The sequence below is a fragment of the Sphingomonas sp. SUN019 genome, from assembly GCF_024758705.1.
In the GTDB taxonomy this organism is placed as follows: Bacteria; Pseudomonadota; Alphaproteobacteria; order Sphingomonadales; family Sphingomonadaceae; genus Sphingomonas.
In genome coordinates this window covers 2,286,155-2,299,638 of the sequence record NZ_CP096971.1, presented here as the reverse complement: position 1 = coordinate 2,299,638, position 13,484 = coordinate 2,286,155, and the positions used below count along the sequence as shown (strand labels likewise).

Here is a 13,484-nt window from a genome sequence, read left to right as displayed (position 1 = left end):
ATTGAAGGCCGAACCCATCTTGTCCGCTTACCTGAACGCCATCGGCACCGCGGTGCCGGGCCACGACATCCACCACGCCTTCGTGGCGTGGGCGCGTGCGCGGCTGCCGGCTGAAAAGGCGCGGCTGTTCGACCGGATGGCGGCGCGATCGGGGATCGATCACCGATGGTCGGTGCTGCCCGCCACCGTCTCCCCGGTCGGTCCGGGCGGTTTCTACGCCGCCGAACCGCATCCGGGCACAGCCGCGCGGATGGCGCTCTACGCCGAGGCCGCCCCCGCGCTCGCGATTAAGGCGATCGAAGCGCTGGGCGAGCCGCCGGGCGGCGTGACGCATCTTGTGGTGGCGAGTTGCACGGGCTTCGTCGCACCGGGCATCGACCAGATCATCACCAAACGTATCGGCCTGTCGCCGTCGGTCGAACGCACGCTGATCGGCTTCATGGGCTGCTACGCCGCGGTCGCAGCTCTTCGTACCGCCCGTCACATCGTGCGGTCTGAACCGGACGCACGGGTGCTGGTCGTAACGGTGGAACTCTCGACGCTGCACCTGCAAGCCACCGATGAGATCGAGGCGTTGTTGGCGATGCTCCAATTCGGCGACGGCGCAGCGGCCGCGATCGTCACCGCCGATCCGCGCGGCTTCGCACTCGGCCAGCCGTTCGCGACGACGCTCCCCGATTCGGACGATCTGATCCGCTGGGATGTCACCGACCGCGGCTTCGCGATGCATCTGTCAGGCGAGGTACCCGCGCGGATTGCGACGGGTCTGGCCGACCGGGATTTCGCACGCGCGGCGACCGGCGGGCATGATCCGCAGGCGATCGACGGGTGGGCGGTCCATGCCGGTGGCCGGTCGATCCTGGATGCGGTAGAAAGTGCGCTGCACCTGCCGCGCGATGCGCTGACCGAATCGCGCGCGGTGCTGCGACAGGATGGCAATATGTCGTCGGCGACCCTGATGTTCGTTCTTGCGCGCCTGCTGGGCGGTCCGCGGATTGAACAGGGCGTCGCGCTCGCCTTCGGTCCCGGCCTTGCCGCCGAAGGTTTTGCGTTCGCGAGCGCGCCGTGACCCTGTCCGTCCGCGCCCAGCAGGACGAATTGATGGACGCCGACGATCTGGATGCGGACACCTACGCCGCGGTCGTCGGCGATCTCGCGAAGGTCAATGTCGTGACGATGGCGGCGCGGCCAACGCTGGGTTTCCTGTCGCGCGTAACCGAGGCGGGCGGGACGTACCGCCTGCTCGACGTCGGGTTCGGTGACGGCGACATGCTGCGGCGGATCGAGCGGTGGGGTTCGCGGCACGGACGCACGTTCGATCTGGTCGGCATCGACCTGAACCCGCGCAGCGAGCGCGCAGCGCGTGCGCATACGCCGCCTGGCAGCAGCATCCGCTGGATCACCGGCGACTATGCCGATCTGGCGGGCGAACATTGGGATCTCGTCATCTCCAGCATCGTTGTGCATCATATGACACACGACCAGTTGATCGCCTTCCTGCGTTTCATGGAGCATCACGCGGCGGTCGGCTGGCTGGTCAACGACCTCCACCGACACGGTTTCGCGCATTGGGGTTTCCCGATTCTTGCGCGCGTGTTCGGCTGGCACCGTATTGTGCGGCTGGACGGCACGCTGTCGATCGCACGCAGCTATCGACCCGCCGAATGGCCGCCGATCCTGGCCGAGGCCGGCATCGCGGATGCCACAGTCCACCGCGTCTTTCCGTTCCGGCTGTGCGTCGAACGCCGACGCTGATCGTCGGTGGCGGCCCGGCGGGCGCGGCGGCGGCTATCATGCTGGCGCGCGCCGAGGCACCGCATCTGCTGATCGAGCGGACGCGCGAGACGGGCGATGCCTTGTGCGGCGGATTCCTTAGCTGGCGGACGCTCGCCGCGCTGGAGCGGCTGGGCGTCGCATCCGACGACCTGAACCCGGCCAGCATTTCGCGGGTGCGGTTGTTCGTCGGCGATCGGACGACGGAGGCCCCCCTGCCCGCCCCGGCCAAGGGCGTTTCGCGACACCGGCTGGACACGCTCCTGCTCCAGCGCGCGATCGATGACGGCGCGGCGGTCGAGCGCGGCGTCGCGGTGCGCGCGATCGACGACGAAGTTCGGCTCGACGACGGGTCGTCGATCGCGGCTGACGCGCTGTTCCTGGCCAGCGGCAAGCATGACGTGCGTGGCCTCGTGCGGCCCGCCGCGGCGCGCGGAAATGACCCGGCGCTCGGCCTGCGCGTCCGGCTCGGCCCTGCGCCGGGACTGACACGGCTGGTCGGCGATGCGATCGAACTCCACGCCTTCGATCGCGGCTATGCCGGGCTGGACCTTCAGGAGGATGGCGCGGGCAATCTGTGCATGGCGGTGCATCGCTCACGGCTGCAGGAGGCGGGCGATCCCGAAAAACTGCTCGCCGGCCTCGCGCGCGATCATCCGCAACTAGGCGAGCGGCTGGCGTACCGGCAGGGCGGCGGACTCGATGCGGTCGCCAACGTGCCCTACGGATGGCGCGCGACAGAGGGCGTCGCGGGGCTGTTCCGGCTCGGCGACCAGGCTGGCGTCATTCCGTCGCTGGCGGGCGAAGGCATGGGAATCGCGATCGCCAGTGGGGTGTCGGCGGCGGCGGCGCGAATCGGAGGTGGCGATGGCGCAGATTGGCAACGCGCGTTCGGACGCCGCATCGCCCGGCCGATCGCGGTGGCGGGCGTAATCCGGATGCTGGCGGAGAACCGTGCCACCGCGCCGTTACTGCTTGCCGCGGCACGTCTTTTCCCGCCGCTGGTCGGGATCAGCGCGAGCGCGACGCGGATACCGCACGAAATCGCTTGAACAACCCGCCCGGCGCACCGAAATTCGTAACCATGGAAACACTGAACCTGTCCGAAGCCGAATGGCGCAAGCGCCTGACCCCCGAGCAATATCATGTGCTGCGCGAGGCGGGCACCGAACGCGCCTTCGCCGGGCGGCTGAACGACAACAAGGCCGACGGGACGTATGCGTGCGCCGCCTGCGGGCAACCGTTGTTCGACAGCGCGGACAAATATGATTCGGGCTCGGGCTGGCCCAGCTTCACGCAGCCGATCGAACCCGATGCGGTGACCGACCATTCCGACACCAGTCACGGCATGACGCGCGTCGAAACCCGCTGCGCGCGTTGCGACAGCCATCTCGGCCACGTCTTTCCCGATGGTCCGCCGCCGACCGGCCAGCGTTACTGCATGAATTCGATCTCGCTCGATTTTCATGGGCGTTAGGTTTTGATCGGCTCACGCCGATAGTCGGTGCCAGCCCGCTCCCCCTCCCGGCCACCCATCAGGATACCGTGTGGGTGGCCGGGAGGGGGAGCGGGCTGGCACCGACTTGCGCCCGAGAGGGCGTCAAAGAACGCGCAAACCCATTTCTTGTTAACCACGGCCTAAGCTTCTATCCGCCAAGCGGTATCCGATGGCCCGTGCCCCCTCCCCCCGTTCGACCAAGCCGCCACGTTCGCCCTGGCGTCGCCGTGTCTCGCTCGCGATCAAGCTGTCGCTGGTCGCCGTCGTGCTGGCGATCGGCGCGCTGGTCACTGCGGTCTATATCGCGAAAGCGCAGCTCCCCAGCTTCGACGAACTGAAATCGTCCCCCAACGGGCAGATGATCCGCGTTCATGCCGCCGACGGCACCGTGCTGGTGTCGATGGGGCCAAGCTACGGCGACTGGCTGGACTATTCGCGCATTCCCGCCGTGATGCGCGACGCTACGATCGCGGTCGAGGATCGCCGCTTTCGCAGCCATCTGGGCGTCGACCCGATCGGCGTCGCGCGATCGGTGAAGGTCCGGTACGACCGCGGGCGCTGGACGCAGGGCGGATCGACGATCACGCAGCAGCTGGCGCGCAACGTGTTCCTGAACAACCAGAAGAAATTCGGACGGAAATTCCGCGAATGGATTCTCGCGCTGGCGATGGAGCGCAAATTTTCGAAGGATCAGATTCTCGAACTGTACTTGAACAAGGTCTATTACGGCGGCGGCGCGTACGGCATCGACGCCGCGGCGCGGAAGTTCTTCGGGCACGGCGCGAACGAACTGACACTGTCCGAGGCCGCGATCATCGCCGGGCTTGTGAAAGCCCCCTCCAATTACTCCCCCACCGCCGATGCGCAGGCCGCGGTCGACCGCGCGCAGGTGGTGCTGCAGGTGATGCAGGACACCGGCGCGATCACCGCGACGCAGGCGCGCGCGGCCGATCCGCAGGCGGTGAAGCTCGCGCCCGAGCCGAAGCAGAACAGCGTGCGCTACTTCACCGACTGGGCGCTGCCACAACTCGACCTGCTGATCGACGAGACCGAAAAGCCGCTGGAGGTGTGGACCACCCTCGACCTGTCGATGCAGCGCGCCGCCGACGCCGCGATCCGCGCCAATTCACCCAAGGGCACGCAAGGCGCGCTGGTTGCGCTCGACCGCGACGGGTCGGTACGCGCGATGGTCGGCGGCCGCGATTACGTCGCGTCGATCTACAATCGCGCGACGCAGGCCGAACGTCAGCCGGGATCATCGTTCAAATTGTTCGTCTATCTTGCGGCATTGGAAGCCGGAAAGACGCCCGAAAGCACCGAGATCGACGAACCCGTCACTATCGACGGCTGGTCCCCGCGCAACAGCTCACGCCGCAATTCTGGCCAGGTGACGCTGCGCACCGCGTTTGCTTATTCGCTCAACACGATCGCGGCGAAGCTGGGGCAACAGGTCGGTTTCGCGACCGTCGCCGACATGGCGCGGCGCTTCGGCATCACGACTGCGGTCAACACCCACCCATCGATGGTCCTCGGCACGTCCGACGTGCGACTGATCGACATGACCCGCGCCTTCGCCAGCGTCGCCAACAAGGGAGTGGCGGTAACGCCGTTCGGGATCACGCGCGTGACCGCGAACAACGAAGTAATCTATCAGCATGAGGTCGATCGCAGCCGCGTGCTGGTCGCACCCTATGTCGCGGCGCAGATGACCGACCTCCTGCAAACCGCGGTCGCCACCGGCACCGGCCGTTCGGCGCAGATCGGACGGCCGGTGGCGGGCAAGACCGGTACGACCAGTTCGTCGAAGGACGGCTGGTTCCTGGGCTTCTCCAGCGGCATCACCACCGGCGTGTGGATGGGTCGCGACGACGCGCGCGCAGTCGGCGGCCTCAGCGGCGGACAGGCCCCTGCGCAAGCCTTTGCGCAATTCATGAAAGCCGCGGTCGCCAAACGCCCGATCGAGCAGTTCGATACGCAGGTGACGTTGCCAGAATGGCAGATGGAGCCGGACGAGGAGAGCTATTTCGGCGAGCCCGACAACGGGCTGTTCGTCGATGAGGACGGCAATCCGGTCGGCGGCGATCAGGGCGCGCCGGTCGACGAACAGCTCGTCCCCGGTCAAGGAGTCGAACGCCCGTCGCCTCAAGCCGAGCGCGCGCCGGTGCAGGTCGACGAGGACGGCTATCCGATTCCCGCCGCCCCGCCGCAACGCCAACCACAACGTCAGGGTCAACCCGAACAACGCATGGATCAGGACTGGATCGACCGGGTCACCGGTCGCGATCCGGTGCGCGACGCTCCGCGCACGCGGACCTATGATTCGCGCGAAATCGCCCCTGAGGAAGACCGCCCGAACCAGTGAAGGCCTGCGCCATGCGCCTTCAGCCAAGCGCGGTGCGGCGTTGGATCGCTGCCGTACAGTTCGGCGACCAGCGCGTGGAAGGCGGGCGAATGGTTCATATGGACGCGGTGCGCGACTTCATGCGCCGCGGTCGCGCGCCTGACTGCTGACGGGGCCAGCACCAGGCGCCAACTGTAGCGGACCGTCCCCGACGCCGCGCAGCTTCCCCACCGCCCGCGCGGATCGCCAACGCTGACCCGCGCGACCGACACGCCCGCGCGTTCTGCGTAGTAAGCGGTGTCTTCGCCAAGGAGCCGAAGCGCCTCACGCTTCAGCCAGGCCTCGACGCGTCGCGCGACCATATCCGCGGGGCCGCCGACGAGCAGCCGATCGCCATCACGCGTCACGCGCCGGGGATACGATTCCGCCCAGTCGATCGTCAGCGCCGCATCGTCGAACGGCAGCACCGCGCCGGGTGCGAACGGCCGCGCCTCGGGCAATCGCTCATGCTGCTGCGAAATCCAGTCGGCCTGCGTTTCGGCCCAGGCCAGCGCGCGCTTCAGCGACGCGCGCGGCGGCAGCACCAATCGCGTCCGACCACTCGCCGGATCGACCGACAGCTTTGCGCGCCGCGCCTGCGGATGCCGGACGACCTCGAGCGCCACGCTCACAGTTCGCGGTCTACCATATGGTTCTCGAGATCACCCGCATCGTCCTCGCTGATCGTCCACCCGCGCACCGATTCCCCGGCGCGGTGCACCGCCTCGCGATCGCCCGACACCAGATAATGCCACTCGGGCAATTGCTCGCCCGCCGCACGCAGTCGATACGCGCAGGTCTGCGGCAGCCAGTCGATGTCGCGCACGTTGTCCATCGTCAGCCGCACGCATTCAGCGACATAGGCATGGCGGTGGCGATAGTTCGAGCACAGTCCGCTGCGCCGGTCGAGCAGCCGGCACGCGACGTTGGTCGCGACGAGTTCGCCGGTATCCTCATCCTCCAGCTTGTGAATGCAGCATTTGCCGCAGCCGTCGCACAGCGACTCCCACTGTCCGCGATCGAGCTTTTCGAGCGGCGTGTCTTCCCAATATTTCACGTCGCCCACCGCTTGATCTCGGCGACAATGGCTTGCGGCGTTCCATCCTGCGGCAGCAGCGCGAGCGGCTTGCCGTTCGGGTCCATCAGATACGCCTGGCGGCTGTGATCCATCATATACCCGTCCGCGGTCCCCGCGCCCCTCGCGTAATAGATCGCATATTCCTTCGCGATGGCGGCGATCTGCGCGGGCGTGCCGGTCAGGCCGACCATCCGCGGATGGAATGCGCGGACGAATTGCTTGACCACCGCGGGGGTATCGCGCGCGGGATCGACCGTGACGAAGACGGGGACGATCTTCGCCGCCAGCGCGGGCTCGTCCTTGTCGAGCAACTTCATCGCCGCGCCGATATTCTGCACGTCGACCGGGCAGACGTCCGGGCAGAAGGTATAACCGAAGTACATGATGCGGTATTTGCCCGAGAACGCCGCCTGCGTGACCCGTCGCCCGTCCTGATCGGTGAGCGCGAAATCGCCGCCCAGCTTCGCGCCTTCCAGCGGCGGGCGTTCGGCCTGTTTGCCGGGCGAGCACGCCAGCGGCGCGAACAACAACATGGTGGCGAGGAAGCGTAGGTTCATGGCATGGCCAGCCTTGATCTGTTAGACCGCGAACCGCAACAGCGATGGACCTTGTAGCCGAGTATGACGATCCGCCCCGCCCTTCTCGCCGCCGCATTCCTGCTGTCGGCGTCCGCCCTTCCCGCCGCCGCCCAGCAGCAGTCGCAAAGCTACAAGTTTCTCGAGGCGGTGAAGGCCGCCAAAGGCGACGAGGTCATCGCGATGCTCGACAAGCCAGGGCAGCGGATCATCGACGCGCGCGACATCACAACCGGTGAAGGCGCGCTGCATATCGTGATCAAGCGCGGCGACGAATCGTACCTGCGCTATCTGCTGGCGCGCGGCGCCGACCCGAATTTGCGCGACGGGCGCGGCGAGACGCCGATGCTGATCGCGGTCCAGTTCGGGCAGAATGCGCTAGTCGACGTGCTGATCCTGGACAAGGCGAACGTCAATCTCGGCAATTCGAGCGGCGAGACCCCGCTGATCCGCGCGGTGCAAAAGCGCGATCTACCGCTGGTCCGCGCCTTGCTGGCGGCGGGGGCCGATCCCGACCAGACCGACAATGTCGCAGGGCGTTCCGCGCGTGACTATTCGAAGATCGACGGGCGCGCTCCGGCGATTGCCAAGTTGATCGACGAAAAGCCAAAACGCGCACCGCGGGCGGTCGCGGGGCCGAAATTCTAGTCTAGAACGGCGCGACCGCCTCGGGATCGGACAGCGCCACCAACCGCCGCGCCGCGCGGCGGGCGAAGGCTAACGTACAGCGTTTCCGGACGTGCGAGGGGAGCGGATCGGTGCGCGCCTCTCGCACCACCGCCGCGTCGTAGCGATCCGCGACGATCAGCCCGGTCCGCTCCGGAAGAAACGCCGCGCCATCGATCGGCGACGCATCGAACCCGGCCGGCACCGCCCAGAAGAAGCGGTCGCAATGCGCCAGGTAATCCTGCCATTTCGCATCGCCGAGCAGGTCGGCGCGCGACACCTTTATCTCGACGATCACGATCTGCCCGCGCGCGTCCAGCGCCATCAGATCAGCGCGACGGCCGCCGTCGAGCGGCACCTCCCCGATCGCCACCAGTTCATGCCGCAACAACATCCGCGTCACGCCGCGCGCGACATCGGCGGCGCAGAGAGCCGATTCCGGATCGTCCAGACAAGAAGAAGGCGTGACTAGCATAACCCGTCACGCCTTAGAACATTTCACGAACGGGGTGAAGACCCCGCCCCAAAATCAGCGAAAACTATCAGCGATAGAAAACGTGATTGCCGATCGATGCGACCTTCACTTTGCTCCAGCCGGGCGAGACGCGGCGCGCGTGGAAGAACAAGGCCTTCTCGGCAACGCTGTCCCACGCATCGGCCATCGCGACCTTCGCGACGGCGAGCGCAGTGCGGTACGACGGGCGGTTGGCGTCGATTGCGGGGATACGGCCGCCGCGCACGAACGAGAATTGCCCGCGCTGCGTGACGACCGAGCATGGCGTCTTGCCGAAGCGGCCCGACGACGCGCGGTTCAGGATCACCGCGGCGACAGCGAGTTGCCCTGCGAGCGGCTCGCCCTTCGATTCATAATAGATCGCACCCGCCAGGCAGCGGAGCTGTTCGTCGTCGGCGTCGGCGGTCTCCTGGGCGGCGACCGCAGCGGCCAGCGTAGGATAAGCGACCGCATCGTCCTCCTGCACGTCGGCAGTGACGTTCGGAGCCGGGGTAGGCGCGGTCGCGGGAAGGGTGATGACCGCAGGGACGGGAATCGGGAGTGCGGTGGCGACCGGCTGAGGGATCACGGTATATTCGACCTCGGCGGCAAGGCTGGCCGAGCTATGTGCGGCGAGCCCGAGGACGGAAAGGGAAACGGCCGCGGAAATAACGGCCCGGGAAACGAACGACATCAACCAGCAATTTTGTGCGGTGGGTGCGCGGACGCGATCGCTGTTTAACCGACCGGCCGGGATCCCCCCCGACTGCGTAACCGACCGGATCGCACCCGGAAGCGGCACAACGCATTGAACCAATGACGGTCACGTGCGTTGCGCTCGGTTACCAGTCAATGACCGAGGATCGTTTCAGCGGCGAACCGTTCGGCGTCCGGGGTATCCAGAGCAACTATCCAGAGATCGGGGTCGCGCGCGCGGCGTCTTTTCCAATATTCTTCAATCGATTCGCCGCTGATGTTCGACGGACCAGATGTGATGAGCGCATCGTTTCCATCCGGTCCAAGGCCGCGTTCCAGCACCTTCACGGACGCGCCATCGTCGGCGATCACCAGGATCATTCCGCCCTGATCGTCACCCCGCGCGCGCACCACGCCCATCCCGCCTGCATTGTTCGTGCGCCGCAACAGCGCCCCAACGATCAGATGTGTTGGGAGCCGCGCGTTCATGGCAGGCGATAACCGGGCAGACCCGACAGCGCGATCCGGCTGCGCATGAACGTGCCGGTGCCGCGCGCCACTTCCTCCCCGTCCGCCGCGATCAATCGCGCGTCGGCGACGAACACGCGGCGCTGCCCGCTGATCCAGCGCCCTTCCGCGGTCACCGGCCCCTCGCCCAGAGGGCGCGTGAACAACAAGCTGAACTGCGTCGTCAGCAGGAATCGATCGGTGACCAGGCTGTTCGCGGCGTAGAAAGCCGCATCGTCGAGCATCTTGAAATAGCTCGTCCCATGCGCCGCGCCGCCCGCGTGAAAATGGCGCTGGTCGACGGTGAAGTGGATTCGCGCCTCGCCCGGTGCGGTGATCTCCAGCGTCGAATCGAAGAACCGGTTGATCGGTGCTGCGGCGTACAACGCCTCCAGCGCGCGGTGATGCGCCGCTGCGCCTTCAGGCCGCGTCACGCTGCCCAGTTCCAAGATCATCCGCAGTGAGCAGGGCGTAGAAGGCGTCGACTGACCCCGCGCCGCGCAGCTTCTCGACGAACTTGCGGTCGCGAAAGCGGCGCGAGACGCGCGCCAGCGCCTTCAGATGCTCCGCGCCCGCGTCCGGCGGCGATAGCATCGCGACGACGATATCGACCGGCGCATCGTCGACCGCGCGAAACTCGATTCCCCGCACCAGCCGCGCGACGATAACGACGATGCGCGCCAGTCCCTCGATCCGCGCATGCGGAATCGCGACGCCGCCGCCGAAGCCCGTCGACCCCAGCTTTTCGCGCGCCGCCAAACCATCGGCGATCGCCTCGGCCTGCAACGACAGCACCGGTGCCGCCAGTGCGCCGACCTGCTGGAACAAGGCCTTTTTCGTCGTCGCGGTAAGCCCCACGACGACGAGATCGGGAAACAGCAGATCGCTGATATCGGTGGACATCATTACTCTAACGAAAAAGGAGGAATCAGTCGGCGCGTTGCGGTTCGACCCAGCCGATCGTGCCATCGCCGCGGCGATAGACCATGTTGTACGATCCCGTCCCCGAATTCTTGAACAACAACGCCGCGGTGTTGCGCAGGTCGAGCATCATCACCGCGTCCGACACGGTCGCATCGGGCACGTCGACACGCGTTTCGGCGACGATCAGCGGCGAATCCCCCGCCTCCTCCTCGTCGCGCGTTTCCGCGAACAACGTATATCCCGCATTATCGTAAGCGGCGCTCTCCACCGCTTCCATGTTCTGGGCCGAATGCCGGTCCTTCAGCCGCCGCATATAGCGCCGCAACTGGGTCTCGATCTTCTCCGCCGCACCGTCGAAGGCGCGGTGCGCGTCATAGCCGTCGTTGCTGCCCTTCAGCACCAGGCCCTTCATGACGTGCGCGACGATGTCGCATTTGAAGCCCGCATCGTGCGGCCCCTTGCCCAGCGTCACTTCGGCCGAGATCGCGCGCGAGAAATACTTGTCGGCGATACCCTGGAGACGGTCCTCGACGTGGCCCTTGAGCGCATCGCCAGTAGCGACCTGATGACCAGAAACCCGGATATCCATATGTACTTCTCCATTGATGGGCGTCCGCCGGGACCGGCGGGCGCGCCTGGCGTCAACCGGACGCCACAGTAGCTTGCGAAATCCCCCAGACGGGATTCTTCACCCTCCCCATGAACGCTTGATGCGCGGCAAGTTCCGCAGGTGTCGCCGAAAAGACCCGCGGCGCACGGTGGACCGATGGTGTGATGTTGGTGAAAACGGGCGCAACGGCGATCGTCTCGGCGACCAGCCCCAGCCCGATCTGGCGGCCGCCCGTCAGTTCGACGTACACCTGCGCCAACAGTTGCGCGTCGAGGAGCGCGCCGTGGAGCACACGGTGCGAACGGTCGATTCCGTAGCGCGAGCAGAGCGCATCGAGCGAGTGCTTCGCCCCGGGATGCCGCGTCCGCGCGATCGCCAGCGTGTCGACCATCCGCGTCGTGCACAGCGCGTCGCGCGCGCACAGCCCGAGTTCGCCGTTCAGGAATCCCCAGTCGAACGAGGCGTTGTGCGCGATAAGCGGGGCGTCGGCGATGAAATCGATCAGCGCATCGACCGCGGCCGGAAAGAATGGCTTGTCCGACAGGAATGCGTCCGAAATGCCGTGCACCGCGAACGCCTCGGGATGCACCGGGCGGCCGGGGTTGTAATAAGCGTGGAAGGTGCGGCCGGTTTCGATCCGGTTGACCAGTTCGACGCACCCGATCTCGATCAGACGGTCGCCACCGGAAAAGCTCAAACCGGTGGTTTCGGTATCGAAGACGATCTCCCGCATTCCCGCGATTATCCGCCTTCGCGTGCCAACAAGCAAGCGATGACCCGGCGGACATGGCCGCGCGTTTCGTCCAGCGGGACGTCGGTCGGGATCACGAAATCGGCGCGCGCGCGCTTTTCCGCGTCGGGCGTCTGACGCGCGAGAATCGCAGCGAATTTCGCTTCGCTCATGCCGGGGCGGGCAAGCGTGCGGGCGCGTTGAACGTCGGCGGTGGCGGAGACGATCGCCACCTTGTCGACCGATTTCTCGCCATTGGTCTCGAACAGGAGCGGGATATCGAACGCCACCAGCGGCGCAGATGCGTGGATTTCGAGGAATTCGGCGCGTTCCAGACCGACCGCGGGATGGACGATTCGTTCGAGCGCCTTCATCGCCGCATCGTCGCCCAGCACGGCTTCGGCCAGCGCGGTGCGGTTCACGCCACCCGCACCGGTCGTGCCCGGAAAGCGCGCCTCGATCGCGGCGACGACCTTGCCCGCCGGGCCTTGCAGGCGGTGGACGGCGGCGTCGGCGTCGAACACCGGCACGCCCTCGTCGGCGAACATCGCCGCTACGGTGGACTTGCCCATGCCGATCGATCCGGTGAGGCCGAGCTTCAGCATAATCCATCTCCGTCACCGCGGCCAAAGAGCCGAGGTCCCGCTTCTTCTGCGGCCCGACAGACAGCGGGACCCCGGCTCAAGGCCGGGGCGACGAATGAAGGGTTGCTCATTGCGTCAGCAACGCCCGCAGTTCGTCGTCGCATCCCTCGGGCGGGGCGACCCCGAACAGCAGTTCGAACGCGATCGCCGCCTGGCCGACGAGCATCTGCAGACCATCGACGGTGTCGAGCCCGCGCGCCGCCGCCGCCTGCAGCAGCGGCGTCTCCAGCGGCGCATAGACGATGTCGTACACGATCGCGTCATCGGGCAGCGGCGTCAGGTCGAGGTCGAGCGGCGGCTGGCCGGTCATGCCGAGCGCGCTGGTGTTGACCAGCAACGCGGCGGACGGAAGTTTGGCGGACAGCGGCAAAGCGTCGCCCTTCAAGCCGAAGGTCGCGAGCAACGCCGCCCCTTTCAACGGGCTGCGGTTGAGGATCGTCACGCGGCCGACCCCGACCCGCGACAGTGCGAACAGGATCGCCCGCGCCGCCCCGCCCGCGCCCACCACGACGACGGGCTGGCCGGTCAGATCGAGATCCGCGATCGGCGCGTAGAATCCGCCCGCATCGGTATTGGTGCCGATCAGCGCATCGCCGTCCCGGAGCACGCAGTTGATCGCACCGATCGTCGCGCGGACGTCGCCGCGGTCCTCGACATGATCGAGCGCCGCCAGCTTGTGCGGGATCGTGACGTTACACCCGCGCCATGCGGGATCGGCGCGGCGATCGGCAAAATAGTCCGCCAGTCCGTCCGCGGTCACGTGGGTCGCGCGGTAATCGGCGTCGATGCTGAGTTTCTTCAGCCAGAAACCGTGGATCAGCGGCGATTTGGAATGCGCGATCGGATCGCCGATCACTTCCGCATACGGGCGCGTCACCGGCGGTGCGACACGCGAATGTTGAGAAAGTTG

Annotated in this window: 18 protein-coding genes; 6 read left to right on the top strand and 12 right to left on the bottom strand. The window is 66.8% G+C overall.

What is annotated here, in order from left to right:
* The first annotated feature begins 1 nt into the window (after position 1).
* The 5 genes from M0208_RS11030 to M0208_RS11010 all read left to right on the top strand — a co-directional run bounded on the left by M0208_RS11030 (position 2) and on the right by M0208_RS11010 (position 5,633).
* On the top strand, positions 2-1,069 hold the full coding sequence (locus M0208_RS11030) for a type III polyketide synthase (protein ID WP_258891748.1): 1,068 nt from the start codon (positions 2-4) through the stop codon (positions 1,067-1,069).
* Positions 1,066-1,755 (top strand): methyltransferase domain-containing protein, encoded by a 690-nt coding sequence (locus tag M0208_RS11025; RefSeq protein ID WP_258891747.1) that lies wholly within the window; start codon positions 1,066-1,068, stop codon positions 1,753-1,755. The genes M0208_RS11030 and M0208_RS11025 overlap by 4 nt, the downstream gene beginning before the upstream one ends.
* Positions 1,734-2,825, top strand: a complete 1,092-nt coding sequence (locus M0208_RS11020; protein WP_258891746.1) for an NAD(P)/FAD-dependent oxidoreductase — start codon at positions 1,734-1,736, stop codon at positions 2,823-2,825. Before M0208_RS11025 ends, M0208_RS11020 begins: the two co-directional genes overlap by 22 nt.
* A gap of 32 nt (positions 2,826-2,857) precedes the next feature.
* Positions 2,858-3,250 carry a peptide-methionine (R)-S-oxide reductase MsrB gene (gene msrB, locus M0208_RS11015; protein ID WP_258891745.1) on the top strand — a complete coding sequence of 131 codons (393 nt, stop codon included), beginning with the start codon at positions 2,858-2,860 and terminating at the stop codon, positions 3,248-3,250.
* Positions 3,251-3,440: 190 nt separating this feature from the next.
* Positions 3,441-5,633 (top strand): transglycosylase domain-containing protein, encoded by a 2,193-nt coding sequence (locus tag M0208_RS11010; RefSeq protein ID WP_258891744.1) that lies wholly within the window; start codon positions 3,441-3,443, stop codon positions 5,631-5,633.
* On the opposite strand, the gene M0208_RS11005 is transcribed toward M0208_RS11010, so the two are convergent.
* From M0208_RS11005 to M0208_RS10995, 3 genes are read right to left on the bottom strand one after another with little or no spacing between them, the layout of a single operon-like run.
* The gene (locus tag M0208_RS11005; RefSeq protein ID WP_258891743.1) at positions 5,585-6,283 is read right to left on the bottom strand and encodes a M48 family metallopeptidase; all 699 of its coding nucleotides are present in this window, start codon (positions 6,281-6,283) and stop codon (positions 5,585-5,587) included. The two genes, M0208_RS11010 and M0208_RS11005, sit on opposite strands and share 49 nt — an antisense overlap.
* Positions 6,280-6,717, bottom strand: coding sequence for a YcgN family cysteine cluster protein (locus tag M0208_RS11000; protein WP_258891742.1), 438 nt, complete (start codon positions 6,715-6,717; stop codon positions 6,280-6,282). The genes M0208_RS11005 and M0208_RS11000 overlap by 4 nt, the downstream gene beginning before the upstream one ends.
* Positions 6,705-7,286: an SCO family protein gene (locus tag M0208_RS10995; protein ID WP_258891741.1), complete on the bottom strand. Its 582-nt coding sequence runs from the start codon at positions 7,284-7,286 to the stop codon at positions 6,705-6,707. The genes M0208_RS11000 and M0208_RS10995 overlap by 13 nt, the downstream gene beginning before the upstream one ends.
* 63 nt (positions 7,287-7,349) lie before the next feature.
* Between M0208_RS10995 and M0208_RS10990 the strand changes: the two genes are divergently transcribed.
* Positions 7,350-7,952 (top strand): ankyrin repeat domain-containing protein, encoded by a 603-nt coding sequence (locus tag M0208_RS10990; protein ID WP_258891740.1) that lies wholly within the window; start codon positions 7,350-7,352, stop codon positions 7,950-7,952.
* A 1-nt stretch (position 7,953) separates the two neighbouring features.
* Here the strand turns inward: M0208_RS10990 and M0208_RS10985 are convergent, their stop codons facing one another.
* The 9 genes from M0208_RS10985 to M0208_RS10945 all read right to left on the bottom strand — a co-directional run bounded on the left by M0208_RS10985 (position 7,954) and on the right by M0208_RS10945 (position 13,451).
* Positions 7,954-8,445, bottom strand: coding sequence for an MmcB family DNA repair protein (locus M0208_RS10985; RefSeq protein ID WP_258891739.1), 492 nt, complete (start codon positions 8,443-8,445; stop codon positions 7,954-7,956).
* A gap of 67 nt (positions 8,446-8,512) precedes the next feature.
* Complete coding sequence (locus tag M0208_RS10980; protein ID WP_258891738.1) at positions 8,513-9,157, bottom strand: cell wall hydrolase; 645 nt, start codon at positions 9,155-9,157, stop codon at positions 8,513-8,515.
* A 155-nt stretch (positions 9,158-9,312) separates the two neighbouring features.
* Complete coding sequence (locus M0208_RS10975) at positions 9,313-9,648, bottom strand: DUF1491 family protein (RefSeq protein WP_258891737.1); 336 nt, start codon at positions 9,646-9,648, stop codon at positions 9,313-9,315.
* Positions 9,645-10,121, bottom strand: a complete 477-nt coding sequence (locus tag M0208_RS10970; protein WP_258891736.1) for a PaaI family thioesterase — start codon at positions 10,119-10,121, stop codon at positions 9,645-9,647. The genes M0208_RS10975 and M0208_RS10970 overlap by 4 nt, the downstream gene beginning before the upstream one ends.
* Positions 10,087-10,572 (bottom strand): PTS sugar transporter subunit IIA, encoded by a 486-nt coding sequence (locus M0208_RS10965; protein ID WP_258891735.1) that lies wholly within the window; start codon positions 10,570-10,572, stop codon positions 10,087-10,089. The genes M0208_RS10970 and M0208_RS10965 overlap by 35 nt, the downstream gene beginning before the upstream one ends.
* 22 nt (positions 10,573-10,594) lie before the next feature.
* Positions 10,595-11,179 (bottom strand): ribosome hibernation-promoting factor, HPF/YfiA family, encoded by a 585-nt coding sequence (gene hpf, locus M0208_RS10960; protein ID WP_258891734.1) that lies wholly within the window; start codon positions 11,177-11,179, stop codon positions 10,595-10,597.
* Between the two features lie 52 nt (positions 11,180-11,231).
* Positions 11,232-11,933 (bottom strand): DNA polymerase III subunit epsilon, encoded by a 702-nt coding sequence (dnaQ, locus tag M0208_RS10955; RefSeq protein WP_258891733.1) that lies wholly within the window; start codon positions 11,931-11,933, stop codon positions 11,232-11,234.
* 8 nt (positions 11,934-11,941) lie between these two features.
* Positions 11,942-12,535: a dephospho-CoA kinase gene (gene coaE / locus M0208_RS10950; protein ID WP_258891732.1), complete on the bottom strand. Its 594-nt coding sequence runs from the start codon at positions 12,533-12,535 to the stop codon at positions 11,942-11,944.
* Between the two features lie 106 nt (positions 12,536-12,641).
* The gene (locus M0208_RS10945) at positions 12,642-13,451 is read right to left on the bottom strand and encodes a shikimate dehydrogenase (RefSeq protein ID WP_258891731.1); all 810 of its coding nucleotides are present in this window, start codon (positions 13,449-13,451) and stop codon (positions 12,642-12,644) included.
* Positions 13,452-13,484: the final 33 nt, after the last annotated feature.

Bases quoted from the DNA above. Each gene is read 5' to 3' on its own strand.
- msrB (WP_258891745.1), top strand. From the start codon at position 2,858: ATGGAAACACTGAACCTGTCCGAAGCCGAATGGCGCAAGCGCCTGACC.
- M0208_RS11010 (WP_258891744.1), top strand. From the start codon at position 3,441: ATGGCCCGTGCCCCCTCCCCCCGTTCGACCAAGCCGCCACGTTCGCCC.
- M0208_RS10995 (WP_258891741.1), bottom strand. From the start codon at position 7,286: ATGAACCTACGCTTCCTCGCCACCATGTTGTTGTTCGCGCCGCTGGCG.
- M0208_RS10990 (WP_258891740.1), top strand. From the start codon at position 7,350: ATGACGATCCGCCCCGCCCTTCTCGCCGCCGCATTCCTGCTGTCGGCG.
- M0208_RS10985 (WP_258891739.1), bottom strand. From the start codon at position 8,445: ATGCTAGTCACGCCTTCTTCTTGTCTGGACGATCCGGAATCGGCTCTC.
- M0208_RS10980 (WP_258891738.1), bottom strand. From the start codon at position 9,157: ATGTCGTTCGTTTCCCGGGCCGTTATTTCCGCGGCCGTTTCCCTTTCC.
- M0208_RS10975 (WP_258891737.1), bottom strand. From the start codon at position 9,648: ATGAACGCGCGGCTCCCAACACATCTGATCGTTGGGGCGCTGTTGCGG.
- M0208_RS10970 (WP_258891736.1), bottom strand. From the start codon at position 10,121: ATGATCTTGGAACTGGGCAGCGTGACGCGGCCTGAAGGCGCAGCGGCG.
- M0208_RS10965 (WP_258891735.1), bottom strand. From the start codon at position 10,572: ATGATGTCCACCGATATCAGCGATCTGCTGTTTCCCGATCTCGTCGTC.
- hpf (WP_258891734.1), bottom strand. From the start codon at position 11,179: ATGGATATCCGGGTTTCTGGTCATCAGGTCGCTACTGGCGATGCGCTC.
- dnaQ (WP_258891733.1), bottom strand. From the start codon at position 11,933: ATGCGGGAGATCGTCTTCGATACCGAAACCACCGGTTTGAGCTTTTCC.
- coaE (WP_258891732.1), bottom strand. From the start codon at position 12,535: ATGCTGAAGCTCGGCCTCACCGGATCGATCGGCATGGGCAAGTCCACC.